Below are 14,475 nucleotides of genomic sequence, written 5' to 3'. Positions count from 1 at the left end.
CATTCAGACTGGCCGCCCCGCCGGAGATGCGCCATGTCTGACCTGATTCCCCTCGCCCGCGCCCACTGCGTGCCGCTGCGTGGCAGCGAACACCGCCTGCCACCGGCCCGCATCGCCGAACTGCTGCCCCAGGTTCCCGGCTGGGAACTGGTGGAGGAAGGCCACGCGCTACTGCGCACGTTCCCGTTCGACAACTACTACGAGACGATGGCTTTCGTGAACGCGCTCGCCTTCGTCGCGCATGCCGAAGACCACCATCCCGACCTCGGCGTGCACTACAACCGCGCCGTCGTGCGCTATTCGACGCATGATGTGGGCGGCCTGAGCGAAAACGACTTCATCTGCGCGGCCAAGGCCAGCGCCCTGCTGGGAGAATCCTGATGGAACGCCGTATCCCCGTCTCGCCCATGCTGCTGCTCGCCGGCGTGCTCGCGCTGTCGGCCTGCGCCAAGCAAGAGGAAGTCAGCGGCCCGGTCATCGCACCGACCGAACTGGCAGCCATCGACACGCCGCCACCCGCGTACCCGGCCGAGGCCGAGTGCAACAGCGACGGCGGAACCACCGTACTGCGCGTGACCGTCGAGAAGGATGGCGTGCCCGCTCGCGTGGCCCAGGTGCAGGGCAGCGGCAACGCCGCGCTCGACAAGGCCGCGTTGGCCGCCGTGCAGACCTGGAAGTTCCGTGCCGCTACGCGCAATGGCCAGCCGGTCACGCACACGATCAACGTGCCGGTGACGTTCCCGCCCGTGCTGGAGAAGCCGACGCGGTGCTTTGCGCAGGGCGCGGGCTGAGTCAGCCCAAGCGCTCCAGCGCGTCCGCAAGGTCTTCCGACAACGGTGCACTGAGTACGTAGGGCGTCCGGCCCCCGTCCAATGCGAACTGCAGCGACGCCGCATGCAGGAACAGCCGCTTCAGGCCCAGCTGTTCGCGCAGTCGCTTGTTGACCGCCGGATCGCCGTACTTGTCGTCGCCCGCGACCGGGTGGCCGATGTGCTGGGCATGCACGCGGATCTGGTGGGTGCGGCCGGTCTCGATGCGGACCTCGCAGTACGAATGCCCGCCACGCCGTTCCAGCACGCGGAAGTGGCTGAGCGATTCCTTGCCATCGCGATGCACCTGGACATGGCGCTCGCCACCCTGGCGCAGGCCGATGTGCAGCGCCGCGTCGACGCTCATCACCCCGTCGGGCATGCGGCCGATCAGCAGGGTCAGGTAGCGTTTCTCGATCCCGCGCGTGCCGTCTTCGCTGTCCTCGCGCAGCAGCGCCTGCAGTTCGGACAGCGCCGAACGCTTCTTGGCCATCACCAGCAGGCCAGAGGTGTCCCTGTCCAACCGGTGCACCAGTTCCAGCGTCTGGTTCGGGCGCAGCGCGCGCATGGTCTCGATGGCGCCGTGGCTGATGCCGCTGCCGCCGTGGCTGGCCACGCCGGTCGGCTTGTTGATGACGAGCAGCCGCTCGTCCTCGAAGACGATGGCGGCTTCCATGCGCTTCAGGAAGCCGGCCGGCGGCCCCCCTTTTTCTCCCACCTCAGTGAGATTCACCGGCGGGATGCGGACTTCATCGCCGCCCTCCAGCTTGCGCTCGGCCTTCGCCCGCCCGCCGTTCACCCGTACCTGGCCGCTGCGCACCAGCTTGTACACCAGGCTGCGCGGGGCACCTTTCAGCTGGCCGAGGAGGAAGTTGTCCAGCCGCTGCCCGCCCCGGTCCTCCGGCACCGTGACCGTCCGCACGGCGCTCTTGGCACCCGTGGCGGGCTTCTCGGAGGGGGGGCTGGGGTTGGAGCCATTCATTCTGTTACACTCGGAGGGCGAGATAAGGGTTTGATTTCGCAGGGAGTTGCTGTTGGGCCAGAAGCCCGTCTCCCCGCGATTCCGGCAAGTGCGCGGCCACCGCCCCAGGGGCGGCCATGTTAGCGGCTGATCGGCAGGCCCGGATACCGCCGGGTGCGTGACGGCACCTGATGCTGAACATGTCCCGCGTGGCGCCCCCTTCCGAGGGAAGCTGCCTCCGGCCCCGCAACACCTATTAGAAAGAAAAGCGCTCCCGCGGCCTGCCGTGGTGTCGTAGCGCTGGAAACCCGAATCTGCCCCGCTGCGCCTGCGCAAGGGGCGGTGCAACGTTCCAGAGGCGAAACCCCATGGCGTTCCGCGCGGTAGCAGCGCGCGAGGAACGCACAATGAAACGCATGTTGATCAACGCCACGCAGGCAGAAGAACTGCGCGTGGCCATCGTCGACGGTCAGACCCTGTACGACATCGATATCGAACAGCCGTCGAAGGAACAGAAGAAGTCCAACATCTACAAGGGCCGCATCACCCGGCTCGAACCCTCCCTGGAAGCCGCCTTCGTCGATTACGGCGCCGACCGTCACGGCTTCCTGCCGCTGAAGGAAATCTCCCGCGACTACTTCCAGGCCGGCGTCGACCATAACAAGGCCGGCATCCGCGAACTGCTGAAGGAAGGCCAGGAAGTCGTCGTCCAGGTGGACAAGGACGAGCGCGGCAACAAGGGCGCCGCCCTGACCACGTTCATCTCGCTGGCCGGCCGCTACATGGTGCTGATGCCGAACTCGCCCACCGCCGGCGGCGTGTCGCGCCGCATCGAGGGCGACGACCGCGCCGAGCTGAAGAAGGCGATGGACGCCCTGGCGATCCCCGACGACATGGGCGTGATCATCCGCACCGCCGGCGTCGGCCGCGACGCCGAAGAGCTGCAGTGGGACCTGGACTACCTGCTCAGCGTCTGGAAGGCGATCGCCGAAGCCGCGCTGACCAAGCCGGCCCCGTTCCTGATCTACCAGGAAAGCCGCCTGATCGTCCGCGCCCTGCGCGACTACCTGCGCAGCGACGTCGGCGAGATCCTGGTCGACACCGACGAGCTGTACGAGACCGCCCGCGAGTTCATGCAGCAGGTCATGCCGCACAACCTGCGCAAGCTGAAGCCGTACAAGGACGACATCCCGCTGTTCAACCGCTTCCAGATCGAATCGCAGATCGAAGGCGCGTACGAGCGCAACGTGCGCCTGCCCTCCGGCGGCTCCATCGTGGTCGACCAGACCGAGGCGCTGACCGCCATCGACGTCAACTCGGCGCGCGCCACCAAGGGCGGCGACATCGAGGAGACCGCGTTCCACACCAACATGGAAGCCGCCGAGGAAGTCGCCCGCCAGCTGCGCCTGCGCGACCTGGGCGGCCTGGTGGTGATCGACTTCATCGACATGTCGAGCAACAAGCACCAGCGCGAAGTCGAGAACAAGCTGCAGAACGCGCTGAAGTACGACCGCGCCCGCGTGCAGATCGGCCGCATCTCGCGCTTCGGCCTGCTCGAAATGAGCCGCCAGCGCCTGCGTCCGTCGCTGGGCGAATCCAGCCAGATCGTCTGCCCGCGTTGCGAAGGCCATGGCCGCATGCGCAGCGTCGAATCGCTGTCGCTGTCGATCATCCGCGTGGCCGAAGAGCATGCGATGAAGGACAACACCGGACAGGTGCTGATCCAGGCCCCGCTCGAGATCGCCAACTTCCTGCTCAACGAGAAGCGCAGCGCGCTGCGCGAGATCGAACAGCGCCACGACGCGCCCGTCATCATCGTGGCCGACGAAGCGCTGCACACGCCGCACTACGAAGTCACCCGCATCCGCGAGAACGAGCTGGGCGAAGAAAGCAGCAAGCCCAGCTACCACCGCGGGACCCAGCGCAAGCTGCCGGTGCACGCACTGACCAAGGCGCAGCTCAACATCCCCGCCGCACCCGCCGTCACCCACGTCAAGCACACGCAGCCGGCCCCCGTGCGCGAGGAGCGCGAAGCTCCGGCACCGGCGGCCACGCCGGCTCCCGTAGCCGCACCTGTCGCCGTCGCGGCGCCCGCGTCCGGCGGCGTGGTCGGCTTCTTCAAGCGCCTGTTCGGCGGCGGCGAAGCCGCCGCCCCTGCCCCGCAGGCCCGTCCGCAGCAGGACACCCGCCAGCGCAACGACCGCAACAGCAACGGCCGTCGCGAGAACCGCGACAACCGTGGCGACAACCGCGGCCAGCAGAACCAGGGCCGCGGCGGCAAGCAGGACAACAATCGCCGCGACGAGCGCACCAAGGGCGAGAAGCCGCAGGGCGGCAACGCCCAGCAGCAGAAGCCGCGCAACGAGCCGCAGGGCCAGAAGCAGCAGAAGCCGCAGGGCCAGCCGCAGAACGCCCAGGGCAATACCCAGCAGCAACCCAAGGCGCCCAAGCAGCCGCAGGGCCAGCAGGGTGGCAAGCCGCAGCAGGAAGGCCAGGGTCAGCGCCAGCCGCGCGCCCCGCAGCAGGACACCGCGAAGCCGGCAGCACCGGTCGCCGCCGAGGTGGTGACGACGGCCGCCGCCGTGGCTGTCGGCACGCAGGACGCCGTGCGCGCTGCAGCCGATGCTGTACCCACCCCGGTTCCGGCCACCGATGTGCCCGCTGCGATCGACACCGATGCGACGCAGGCCGTTGCGGTCGATGGCGAGGCCGCACCCTCCGCCGACGGCGACACGGGCGAAGGCGGCCGTCGCCGCCGTGGCCGTCGTGGTGGCCGTCGCCGTCGCCGTGGCAATGGTGAAGCCGGTGCTGCAGGCGAAGAAGGCATGCTGGCCGACGATCTGGGCAGCGACGACGACGCCCCGGTCGCCGACCGTTCGCAGCCCGAGTTCGATTTCGACGATGAGGAGCCGGTGGCCGCCGCACCGCGTGTACCGAAGCCGCAACCGGCCGCGCCAGTTGCCGCTGCCGCCGTGGCTGCGCCGGTCGTAGCCGCCGTGGTCGCCGCGCCGGAACCGGTGGTCGCCGCCGATCCGGCGCCCACCGTCGTGCCCGCCCCGGTCGTGGTCGAAACTGTTGCGGCCGTCGAGGTGATCGAGGAAGTGAAGGCCGAAGCTGCGCGCGTCCAGCCCGAGGTGACCGCCACGGTGCAGCACGAGGCACCGGCCGCCGTCGCCATCGTCGAGACGGTCAAGGCCGAGATTGCCGCCGAACCTGCCCCCGTGGTCGTCGATGCGGTCGAGACCGTGGAAACGCCGGTGGTCGCCGCCGTGCGCAACGAACCCGTGCAGATCGACCTGGTCGACGCCGTGAACGAAGCCACTGCCGAGGCCGAAGCGCCGGTCGAGACCGCTGCACCTACCCCGCCGCCGGCCGCGCCGAAGCCCGCCAGCGCACCGGCCACCGGTTCGCTGTTCTTCGTCGCCGACGCGGACACGCCGCCGTCGGTCACCCGCAGCCTGTTCGAGCCGGTGGTCACGCCGGTCAAGCCGGCCGACGATATCGCCCAGGCCGACAAGCAGGACGATGACAGCACGGAAGAACGCAGCGCCTGACGCGCCACGTTCCTCGAGGCGTAAAAGCACACTGGCCGCGCAAGCGGCCAGTGTCGTTTCCGGGCTGCGCGCGCACCAGGAATGATGGCTGGCTGGCCCGGGAACCGCGCTGCGGCTACAGTCGATGCACGTTCCCTGTGCACGGATGCCTGTCATGACAAGAACCGCCCGACCCGTCTGCGCGCTGCGCATCCTGATCGCCCTGCTGGGGCTGGCCGCCGCCGGCGCGGCGGGTGCCCAGTCCCGCGAAACCTACGCCTGGACCGAAGGCCCGGTGGTCGTGCCCGGCACGCAGGACCCGCAGCCCTCACTGCTCAAACAGCGGTTCCTCGACGTCTACTGCATCGACATGCCGGACCTCGGACCCGTCGAGAACATCGTGCATGGCACCCTCAGCGGGGGCGCGGTGTCCTACTACCGTCTCGCCTATGCCAATGGCCTGCACGGCCATGTGGTGACATCCACTCTGCCCAGGGACCGGACACCGTCCGAGGAGTACGCGCGCCTGCTGCAACGGGAGCAGGCCAACCATCGTGCCGTCGCGACCGCCGCCTCCGCCGAGCGCTACCGGGTCGATAACGCGACATCATCCTTCGGGCCCACGGTGAAGATGCGCCTGCTCAACATCGAGGGCGGCAACGAAGAAGGTCCCTTCCCAGTCACGCGTCCGCTGTTGAACGTGCCTGATGAACCGCTGTACTCGCTATCGGTGCACCGGCTGTTCGTGCGCGGCGGCAGCCGTTACGAAGTAGCCGTGTTGGGCGTGCCCGCCCAGGGCGAATCGCGCGCGACACTGGAAGCCCGCGCCGAACGCTTGGCGGACACCATGCTGGATTCCCTGCATACCTGCACGGCGGCGGTGGACGCGGCGAGACCGGCAGCACCGGCGCGCTGAGGACGCGGCGTCAGAGCGCGCGCGTCGGGTCCATCAGGCCCCACTGCGCAGCCAAGCGCGCCAGCGCGATGTTGTCCTGCACGCCGGTCTTCTCGAACAGGCGCGTCTTGTGCGTGTTCACCGTCTTGGCGCTCAGGCTCAACCGGCGGGCGATCTCTTCCTGGCGCAGGCCCTGGGTCAACAGCATCGCCACTTCCAGTTCGCGCGGCGACAGCGCGTCGAACGGGGACGCATCGCCACCGACCGTATGCAGCGCGAGGTTCTGCGCCACGTTGCTGCCGAGGTAACGCTTGCCGCGCGCCACGTCGCGCACGGCGCGGATCAGTTCCGCGGCATCGCCGGCCTTGCCGAGGTAACCGGATGCACCGGCTTCCAGCAGGCGCTTCGGCAAGGGGCCGTCTTCCAGCACCGACACGATGATGACGCGCACGCCGATGTCGGCACGCACGATGCGCTCGGTCACTTCAAGTCCGCTGTAGCCGGGCAGATGCAGATCGCACAGCACCACATCGGGTTTCAGCTGGCGCACCAGCGGCAGTGCCGCCTCGCCGGTATCCGCCTCGCCCACCACGTCGATGTCCGCATCGGCGCCGAGGATCAGGCGCATGCCGGTGCGCACCAGGGTGTGGTCGTCGATCAGGAAAACGCGAATGGTCATGTCAAGCGGACGCCTTGGGGGAACGGGGTCGAGCGTAGGGGGGCCATCCGTCGCCGCGCAATTAACATTGTATCGGTGCGCGACGACTACATGGGTGTAGTCGCGCGAGGCGTGCGGCATACTCGGATTTTCACAGGGGGTTCCACCATGTCCGCCATCCGCCATCGCATGCGCGCTGTCTTGCTGCTGTCCCTGTTCGCCAGCGTGCCGGCCTGGGCCGATGACGTATCCGCGCGCTGGCAGGCGCAGGTCGGCACGATCAGCGCAGGCAACGGCACCGCCGCACGCGCCGATGCCATAGGCGCGCGCCTGGACGCGCTCGGCATCGCGTGGAAGCGCGAGGCGTTCGTACGCGGTGACCAGGCCGGCGAGAATCTGGTCGCCGACCTTGGCGGCCCCGACAAGGCGCCCTTGCTGTTGATCGGCGCGCACTACGACAAGGTCGCGGTCGGCCATGGCGCCACCGACAACGCCTCCGGCGTCGCGGCGGTGCTGGAACTCGCGCAGGCCCTGAAGGCGAAACCGCTGGCGCACCATCGCGTGCAGGTGGTGTTCTGGGATCTGGAGGAGAAGGGTCTGGTCGGCGCGCACGCATGGGTCGAGACCCCCGGACGCGAGCAGCCGGCGCTGTACGTCAACATCGACATCTTCGGCTGGGGCGACATGCTGTGGATGATGGCGCCCGACACCGGCACGCCCTTCGTCGCGGCACTGCGCAGCGCCAGCGCGAAGGAAAAGCTCGGCTTCCAGCCCGGCGACAAGTACCCGCCCACCGACCACCTGGCCTTCCTCAAGGCCGGCTGGCCGGCGGTGTCGTTCTCGCTGGTCGGGAGCGACGAGATCGACCCGATCCTTGCGGTCTTCGGCGGCGGCAAGCCGGCGCAAGTGCCCAAGGTGATGCAGGTGATCCACAGCGAGCGCGACACCACGGACGAACTCGATGCCGCCCGCGTGGACGACGCCCTGCGCGTGATCGAACAGGGCCTGCGTGCGTGGGACGCGTCCACGACACACTGACCTGTCGTCCTGCGGATACGCGAACGGGCCCTTGCGGGCCCGTTTGCGTTGGGGCGAGAACACGCCTGGCTCTCTCCGGGCGGCGACGGTGTCGGACTCGCGGTCCACCGCCAGGCGCAGCACGGAACAGGGGGTGTCCGGGGTAGCTGCGTTCGGTTCTCTCGTGGTGCCCTGGGTGTCAGCCTTGCGGCTCGGTAGCAGGGTAAGCGCGGGAAGCAGAGGGGGTGGATCCGCCGCCCGACCACTGGCGGTCGTTTTACGGACGCAAATGCGAAGACGGCGTGTACGGCGTTCAGCCTGACCGCACAGTTCTGTCACGCCCTTTCCACACGACTTAACGCCGTCGAACGGCAGGCGTTGCCTATGCATCGGCATCACGGTGCTGCCCGTACGTTGTGCATCAGGCAACACATCCGCGCCCCCATGATGACTTTCGACCTGTTCCACGCCCCGACCGACGACGGCTCCTACGAGTTGTCCATCAACGAGTCCCCGCCCCTGCACTTCACTACCCCGGGCGCTGCGCTCGGTTATGCGGTGAAGCTGGCCAACCAGCGCCACCAGCAGGGCCTGGATTACGCCATCAACATCGAAGGCGGCGACGGCCGCTGGCGCCTGTTCGAAGGCTGGCGCCTCTGCGCCTGACCCGAGGTCATCACGGGCACGCCGATGTCCGTAAACGATGAGCGCCGCGGATCGCGGCATGGCACGCTGGCCGCCCATCGTTGAGCGTCCTACCATGTCCACCTCCACCGCCACCCGCTTCCGGGCCCTGCACCAGCATGGTCTGCTCCGCCTCGCCAACGCCTGGGACGCCGGGACCGCCCGCTTGATCGAACAGCTGGGTGCTCCCGCGGTCGCCACCACCAGCGCCGGCCTGGCCTGGGCGCAAGGCTATCCCGACGGCGACAAGCTCGATCCCGATGCGCTGGTGCATGCCGTCACCGGCATCGCACGCATCCTCACCGTCCCGCTCACCGTCGATGTGGAGGGCGGCTATTCGGACGATCCCGCCGTCGTCGCCGCCACCGTGGCCCGCGTCGTGCGCGCGGGTGCGGCCGGCATCAACCTGGAAGACGGCGCCGGCGACCCCGCGCTGCTCGCCGCGAAGATCGACGCGATCCGCCAGGCCTGCGCCGCACAGCGCATGGATGTCTTCGTCAATGCGCGCACCGATGTCTACCTGCGCGGCCTGGCGCCGGAAGACGCGCGTGTCGACGAAACCCTCGCCCGCGCCGCGCGGTATCGCGAGGCGGGGGCCGATGGCCTGTTCGTGCCGGGTCTGACGGACGCGAAGGCCATCCGTACGCTCGCATCGCGATGCGGCCTGCCCCTCAACGTGATGCTGCGTCCGCAGCTGCAGGATCTCGCGGCGCTGGAAGCCCTTGGCGTGCGCCGCATCAGCACCGGCTCGGCGCTCGCGGAATCGATGTACGGGCGCCTGGGTGCGCAGGTCGCCGGGTTCCTGCGCCACGAACGCACCTCCCTGCCCGATCCCCAGGCCATGGGGTACGGGGCGATCAATGGCCTGTTCGACCAGGGGTAGGGTTTTTCCTACAGAACACCGGGCCATCGCCCGACTGTGAATGTGAATGCCGTGCGCGAGGATGCATGCGTCCCCGGCAGCACGCCCTGCGCAGGCCAGGAATGGCCGCTCTGCAATGGAACAAGGGCGCTGCCTTGAGCAAGCAGCACTGCCGGAGCCGGGGACTCCCCCTTTCAGACCCGACCTTCATGGCCGGGTTTTCTTTTTTTGGCGACCCGCGTCAGCGGGTCACCGGCCCCAGCCACAGCTCGGGGGCCTGTGCCAGCCCGAGCAGCACCAGCGCGGCGGCCGCGATCAGCAACCAGGCCATGCTTCGCACCACCAGCATGCGCATGTGTGGGTCTCCTGTCCCCTGTGTGACTCGACTATCGCCACGTACATGGAGCGAGTCAAACGTAAATGCATTAAGCGGCGATCGCCGTCCGCGGTTCCGTGGCCGCCCCACTCTGGCCGCCGCGTGCCGCGGCCAGGAACTCGCGTCCCCAGCGCGACAGATCGTGGTGGCGGACGATGTCGAACAGCCGGCGTTGGCGGTCCTCGCGCTCGCCCGGCGTCATCGCCAGCGCCTGCCGCAGCATGCGCGCCATGTCCGCGGGATCGTGCGGGTTGGTCAGTACCGCGCCCTTGAGTTCCGCGGCGGCGCCGGCGAACTCCGACAACACCAGCACGCCATCGCCACCCTCCAGGCCCTGCACGGCGACGAACTCCTTCGCCACCAGGTTCAGGCCATCGCGCAGCGGCGTGATCCACATGACGTCGGCCGCCGCGTAGTGCGCCACCACGTCGGCGAACGGCAGCACGCGCGAGAAGAAGCGCACCGGCGTCCAGTCCAGTTGCGACAGCCGGCCGTTGATGCGGCCCACGGCCTGTTCGATCTGCTGCTGCAGCGGCCGATACACCGTCATCTCCTTGGCCGCCGGCACGCAGACCAGCACCAGCGTGACCTCGCCCCGCAGTTCCGGCGACGCGTCCAGCAGGCGTTCGAACGCATGCAGCTTCTGCAGGATGCCCTTGGTGTAGTCCAGCCGCTCGATGGACAGCACCAGCTTGCGCCGGCCGATCTCGTCGCGGATCCGCGCGATGTCCTCTTCCACCTGCTCGGTTTCCAGGCAGTCGCGGATGCGGCCCACGTCGGTACCGATCGGATGCGCGCCGATGCGGACCGTGCGGCCGTCGATGCGCAGTTCGGTGGCCATGTCCTCCACCCCGACCGCGCAGCCGAAGGTCAGGAAGCGCGGCGCGCACGAGGCGCGCGCGGTTACTTCCACCGGGAAAGTGCTGCGCACCGCATCGGTGAAGTTCTCCGCATGGCGCGGGATATGGAAGCCGACATAATCGCAGGCCAGCAGGCTACCCAGGATTTCCCGGCGCCACGGCAGGATGGCGAAGATGTCCGCCGACGGGAACTGCGTGTGGTGGAAGAAGGCGATCTTCACGTCGGGGCGCAGCTCGCGCAGCACCGACGGCACCATCCACAGGTTGTAGTCGTGCAGCCACACGGTCGCGCCCGGCGCGGCCTCGGCGGCGGCGGCTTCGGCGAAGCGGCGGTTGACGCGCTTGAACAGCGCCCAGTCGTCCTCGTTGAAGCGCGCACGCTCCCAGAAGCTGTTGATCACCGGCCAGAACGCTTCCTTCGAGAAGCGTTTGTAGAACACGTCCACCTCGTGCTTCGTCAGCGGCACGTGGGTCGCCGTGAGGCCTGGATAGCGTTCGGCGTCCACCGGCGCCCGTGCTTCGATCGGCGGCGCCTTCGGATCGTCCACCGTCCACGCCACCCACGAGCCCGGCTGGCCGTCGCTGAAGAAACTCAACAGGCTGGGAATGATGCCGTTCGGCGAACTGTGCGGACGGCGCACGCGCTGGCCGTCGACGATGTGCTCCTCGTACGGCAGGCGGTGGTAGACCATCACCAGTTCCGCCTTGCCCGGCGGATGCAGCGTTGGCGGGTAGTCGTCGGCATCGAGCAGCGCGAAGTGCGCCATCGCCTGCAGGATGCCGCCGCAGCCCGGCGCGTCGGCATGCAGCACGTTGTCCATGCCGGCGGTGGCCGCGACCAGCGCCGGCTCGGAATCGCCGACGCACACGCCGGGAAAGCCCTCGCCGTACATCGACAGGTCGTTGAGCGTGTCCCCGGCCACCAGCACGCGCGACGGTTCCAGTTCCAGTTTCTCGACCAGCGCGGTCAGCGTACTGCCCTTGCGCGTGTCGCGCGGCAGGATGTCCAGATAGCGGTCGGCCGAGTACAGCACCTCGCAACCGAGCGACGCGGCGACGGCTTCCACCTCGGCCTGGATCGTCGAGAGCTGTTCGGGATGGCAGTAGTACGAGCACCGGCGCTCCTGCGGGACTTCTTGCCGCACCAGCATCGGGAAGCGGCGCATCGCATCGGCCACCACGTGCTCGCCCGGCCAGCGCGCCTCGATCGCTGATTGCAGCGGCTGGATCGGCTGCATGTCGTTGGTGCGCAGCACGGTCGCGCCGACATCGCAGATCACGTAGTCGGGGGTAGGCAGGCCGGGATCGGCGAGCAGGGGCAGGATCGCTTCGCGGCCACGTCCGGTGACCCACGCGAGCTTGACGCCGGGATGCGCGTCGACGAGATGGTAGAGCCGCTTGCGCGCATCGGCGTCGCCCGCCAGGAACGTGCCGTCGAGGTCGGTGGCGAGCAGCAGCGGCTGCGGGGGATTCTTCAACAGGGTCATGCGGATGCACTCCATGTTCGCGGGTGATGCCGCGCACAAGGCACGACGCGAGGCGTCGAAGGACGCAGGCGGGGACACGCATCGGAGGTGCGCCGCGAAAGCGGCACGCAGAGAGGTGGGTCGCGTGCGAGGCACGCTGCGCGCAGAGCGCGGCAGATGCGCGTCCGTCCCCGGACATGGACGCGGACATCGACTGATGCGATGCAGCATTGTAGTCCGCATCAGCGGCGCGAAGGTCAACGCGACGTTAAGAATGTTAACCGCAGCCGGGAAATTCCGTATTTTCCGCTGATTTCCGCAGTCATCGCGTCCGGTGCCGAATATCGGGTTCGCACGCCGACAGGTTCATGTCGCGTGCGATGTCGCCTCGACCAGCGCATCGATCAACGCGCGCGATGCGGCCGACAAGCGACGATGCGGCGCATAGATCAGCGAAAACGGTCGCGTGCGTCCGGCGAACTGCGGCAACACGCGCACCAGGTCCACGCCGCGTCGCTCATGCGCATCGACGATGAAGTCGTAGCTCTGGCACAGGCCCACGCCGGCTTGCGCCAGCGACACCACGCCCAGCACATCGTCGGAGACTTCGATGCGCGATGCCGGTGTCCAGTCGATATCGTCGCCGTCCACGCGGAACAGCCACGGCGCCACGCGTCCGCTGCTCGGCAGCACGAACGGCAGGCAGGCATGCGTGGCAAGCGCATCGAGCGATGCCGGCGTGCCGTGCGCGGCGAGATAGGCCGATGACGCGACCACACTCAACGTCGCCTCTTCCAGCTTGCGCCCGACCAGGCCACTGTCTGGCAGTTCACCCAGCCGGATGGCGAGATCGAAGCCTTCCGCGACCAGATCGACATTGCGGTTGGCGATGTTCACCTCCACCCGCACCTGCGGATGCCGCTGCACGAATCCACGCAACAGCGCCGGCAACCGGTAATGCCCGTAGGTGGTCGGCACGCTGATCCGCACCTGCCCGGTGAGCGTGCCCGCTTCACCCTGCACGGCGCGCTCGGCATCGTCGATCAGGTGGAAGGCGGCGCGCGCCTGCTCCACGTACAGCCGGCCGGCCTCGGTCAGGCCGATCCGGCGCGTGGTCCGTCGCAACAGTTGGCCGCCCAACCGTGCCTCCAGTCGGGCGATGGCCCGGCTCACCACCGACGGTGTGGTCGACAGCGCCACGGCCGCCGCCGTCAGCGACCCGTGATCGACCACGGCGACCAGCGCCTCCACATCGGCCAGGTGATCGAATCGACGCGCCATTATTGCCTCCTATGAACAGATGACTTCCTGCAAGGCCAATTTATCGCCTCATACGGTCGGAATAAAGTGCGCGCCAACCGGGGCATTCCGTCCCCGCCAAGAGACCGCCATGAACCTGTTCGCCCCCCTCGCCGCCGCCGTGCTGCTGGCCCTCGGCTCCGCCAACGCCCAGGCGGCCCACGTGCTGGTGGTGCTGTCCGACGCCGACCACCTGGACCTGCGCGACGGCCGCGCCTATCCCACCGGTTTCTACCTCAACGAGCTGATGCAACCGGTCAAGGCGCTGCGCGACGCCGGCCACCGGATCACCTTCGCCACCCCGCAAGGCCGAGCGCCCACCGTCGACCGCACCTCGATCGACGCGGCCTACTTCGGCAACGCCCCCGCCGCCTTGAAGGCGCACGAAGATCTGCTGGCGCAGCTGAAGCTGACCGCCGCCGCGCAATCGCCGGTGCTGAGCCTGGCCCGCGTGGAGCAGATCGGTTACGGCGAATTCGACGCGGTCTACATCCCCGGCGGTCATGCGCCGATGCAGGACCTGCTGGCCAGCCCGGCGCTGGGCCGCCTGCTGACCGACTTCCACACGAGGGGCAAACCAACCGCGCTGGTCTGCCATGGCCCCATCGCCCTGCTGTCGACGCTACCCGGCAATGCCGCCTTCCTGCAGCAGATGGAAGGCGGGCAACGCGCTAGCGCGCCTGCATCGTGGATCTACGCCGGCTACCAGGTGACGGTGATCAGCAACGACGAAGAGGAACAGGCCAAGGGCGCGCTCAACGGCGGCACCATGAAGTTCTATCCGCAGACCGCCCTGCAGCAGGCTGGCGTGCAGTACCGCAGCAACGTCCAGCCGTGGCAGGCCCATGTGGTGATCGACCGCGAACTGATCACCGGCCAGAACCCGGCCTCGGCGGTCGGCGTGGCGAAGGCCCTGCTGGACAGGCTGGATTGAGGCATTCCCCGCGGCCGCTCGATGCGCGTGCCTACCCGGCACGCGCGCGTCGCCGCCCTGCCCTCTCCTCGCACGACGGCGGTCGCGACACCGGACGAGGGCGGCGCGAGGATCAAAGACA

General features: G+C 68.6%; 12 protein-coding genes. 8 read left to right on the top strand and 4 right to left on the bottom strand.

Features of this window, described 5'->3' with window-relative positions:
* The first annotated feature begins 33 nt into the window (after window positions 1-33).
* Together AC1Q5B_RS19790 and AC1Q5B_RS19785 are read left to right on the top strand one after the other, a co-directional pair.
* Window positions 34-381: a 4a-hydroxytetrahydrobiopterin dehydratase gene (locus AC1Q5B_RS19790; protein ID WP_492633159.1), complete on the top strand. Its 348-nt coding sequence runs from the start codon at window positions 34-36 to the stop codon at window positions 379-381.
* Entirely contained in the window at window positions 381-791 is a 411-nt protein-coding gene (locus AC1Q5B_RS19785; RefSeq protein WP_492633158.1) for an energy transducer TonB, read from the top strand. Before AC1Q5B_RS19790 ends, AC1Q5B_RS19785 begins: the two co-directional genes overlap by 1 nt.
* A gap of 1 nt (window position 792) precedes the next feature.
* On the opposite strand, the gene AC1Q5B_RS19780 is transcribed toward AC1Q5B_RS19785, so the two are convergent.
* Window positions 793-1,791, bottom strand: coding sequence for an RluA family pseudouridine synthase (locus AC1Q5B_RS19780; RefSeq protein WP_492633157.1), 999 nt, complete (start codon window positions 1,789-1,791; stop codon window positions 793-795).
* 386 nt (window positions 1,792-2,177) lie between these two features.
* Between AC1Q5B_RS19780 and rne the strand changes: the two genes are divergently transcribed.
* Window positions 2,178-5,324: a ribonuclease E gene (gene rne, locus AC1Q5B_RS19775; RefSeq protein ID WP_492633156.1), complete on the top strand. Its 3,147-nt coding sequence runs from the start codon at window positions 2,178-2,180 to the stop codon at window positions 5,322-5,324.
* 154 nt (window positions 5,325-5,478) lie between these two features.
* On the top strand, window positions 5,479-6,219 hold the full coding sequence (locus AC1Q5B_RS19770; RefSeq protein WP_492633155.1) for a hypothetical protein: 741 nt from the start codon (window positions 5,479-5,481) through the stop codon (window positions 6,217-6,219).
* A gap of 10 nt (window positions 6,220-6,229) precedes the next feature.
* Here AC1Q5B_RS19770 and AC1Q5B_RS19765 read toward each other — a convergent pair whose 3' ends face one another.
* Window positions 6,230-6,877 carry a response regulator gene (locus tag AC1Q5B_RS19765; protein WP_492633154.1) on the bottom strand — a complete coding sequence of 216 codons (648 nt, stop codon included), beginning with the start codon at window positions 6,875-6,877 and terminating at the stop codon, window positions 6,230-6,232.
* Window positions 6,878-7,024: 147 nt separating this feature from the next.
* Here AC1Q5B_RS19765 and AC1Q5B_RS19760 point away from each other — a divergent pair, with 147 nt between their 5' ends.
* The 3 genes from AC1Q5B_RS19760 to AC1Q5B_RS19750 all read left to right on the top strand — a co-directional run bounded on the left by AC1Q5B_RS19760 (window position 7,025) and on the right by AC1Q5B_RS19750 (window position 9,440).
* Complete coding sequence (locus tag AC1Q5B_RS19760) at window positions 7,025-7,894, top strand: M28 family metallopeptidase (RefSeq protein WP_492633153.1); 870 nt, start codon at window positions 7,025-7,027, stop codon at window positions 7,892-7,894.
* Between the two features lie 423 nt (window positions 7,895-8,317).
* Window positions 8,318-8,539 (top strand): hypothetical protein, encoded by a 222-nt coding sequence (locus AC1Q5B_RS19755; protein ID WP_492633152.1) that lies wholly within the window; start codon window positions 8,318-8,320, stop codon window positions 8,537-8,539.
* Window positions 8,540-8,633: 94 nt separating this feature from the next.
* Window positions 8,634-9,440 (top strand): isocitrate lyase/PEP mutase family protein, encoded by an 807-nt coding sequence (locus AC1Q5B_RS19750; RefSeq protein WP_492633151.1) that lies wholly within the window; start codon window positions 8,634-8,636, stop codon window positions 9,438-9,440.
* A gap of 404 nt (window positions 9,441-9,844) precedes the next feature.
* On the opposite strand, the gene ggpS is transcribed toward AC1Q5B_RS19750, so the two are convergent.
* Both ggpS and AC1Q5B_RS19740 read right to left on the bottom strand, forming a co-directional pair.
* Window positions 9,845-12,142, bottom strand: a complete 2,298-nt coding sequence (gene ggpS, locus AC1Q5B_RS19745; protein ID WP_492633150.1) for a glucosylglycerol-phosphate synthase — start codon at window positions 12,140-12,142, stop codon at window positions 9,845-9,847.
* A gap of 345 nt (window positions 12,143-12,487) precedes the next feature.
* Window positions 12,488-13,402 (bottom strand): LysR family transcriptional regulator, encoded by a 915-nt coding sequence (locus AC1Q5B_RS19740; protein ID WP_492633149.1) that lies wholly within the window; start codon window positions 13,400-13,402, stop codon window positions 12,488-12,490.
* A 109-nt stretch (window positions 13,403-13,511) separates the two neighbouring features.
* Between AC1Q5B_RS19740 and AC1Q5B_RS19735 the strand changes: the two genes are divergently transcribed.
* Window positions 13,512-14,354 carry a type 1 glutamine amidotransferase domain-containing protein gene (locus AC1Q5B_RS19735; protein ID WP_492633148.1) on the top strand — a complete coding sequence of 281 codons (843 nt, stop codon included), beginning with the start codon at window positions 13,512-13,514 and terminating at the stop codon, window positions 14,352-14,354.
* The last annotated feature ends 121 nt before the right edge of the window (window positions 14,355-14,475 follow it).

It is taken from the genome of Pseudoxanthomonas sp. GW835-FHT14C01, assembly GCF_058793715.1.
The sequence above is the reverse complement of the archived record's forward strand: the minus strand, read 5'-3'. Positions and strand labels throughout refer to the sequence as shown.

What these genes read in the sequence shown, in the direction of transcription:
- AC1Q5B_RS19760 (WP_492633153.1), top strand. Translation starts at nt 7,025, where the DNA reads ATGTCCGCCATCCGCCATCGCATGCGCGCTGTCTTGCTGCTGTCCCTG.
- ggpS (WP_492633150.1), bottom strand. Translation starts at nt 12,142, where the DNA reads ATGACCCTGTTGAAGAATCCCCCGCAGCCGCTGCTGCTCGCCACCGAC.
- AC1Q5B_RS19770 (WP_492633155.1), top strand. Translation starts at nt 5,479, where the DNA reads ATGACAAGAACCGCCCGACCCGTCTGCGCGCTGCGCATCCTGATCGCC.
- AC1Q5B_RS19780 (WP_492633157.1), bottom strand. Translation starts at nt 1,791, where the DNA reads ATGAATGGCTCCAACCCCAGCCCCCCCTCCGAGAAGCCCGCCACGGGT.
- AC1Q5B_RS19735 (WP_492633148.1), top strand. Translation starts at nt 13,512, where the DNA reads ATGAACCTGTTCGCCCCCCTCGCCGCCGCCGTGCTGCTGGCCCTCGGC.
- AC1Q5B_RS19740 (WP_492633149.1), bottom strand. Translation starts at nt 13,402, where the DNA reads ATGGCGCGTCGATTCGATCACCTGGCCGATGTGGAGGCGCTGGTCGCC.
- AC1Q5B_RS19755 (WP_492633152.1), top strand. Translation starts at nt 8,318, where the DNA reads ATGATGACTTTCGACCTGTTCCACGCCCCGACCGACGACGGCTCCTAC.
- AC1Q5B_RS19790 (WP_492633159.1), top strand. Translation starts at nt 34, where the DNA reads ATGTCTGACCTGATTCCCCTCGCCCGCGCCCACTGCGTGCCGCTGCGT.
- AC1Q5B_RS19750 (WP_492633151.1), top strand. Translation starts at nt 8,634, where the DNA reads ATGTCCACCTCCACCGCCACCCGCTTCCGGGCCCTGCACCAGCATGGT.
- AC1Q5B_RS19765 (WP_492633154.1), bottom strand. Translation starts at nt 6,877, where the DNA reads ATGACCATTCGCGTTTTCCTGATCGACGACCACACCCTGGTGCGCACC.
- AC1Q5B_RS19785 (WP_492633158.1), top strand. Translation starts at nt 381, where the DNA reads ATGGAACGCCGTATCCCCGTCTCGCCCATGCTGCTGCTCGCCGGCGTG.
- rne (WP_492633156.1), top strand. Translation starts at nt 2,178, where the DNA reads ATGAAACGCATGTTGATCAACGCCACGCAGGCAGAAGAACTGCGCGTG.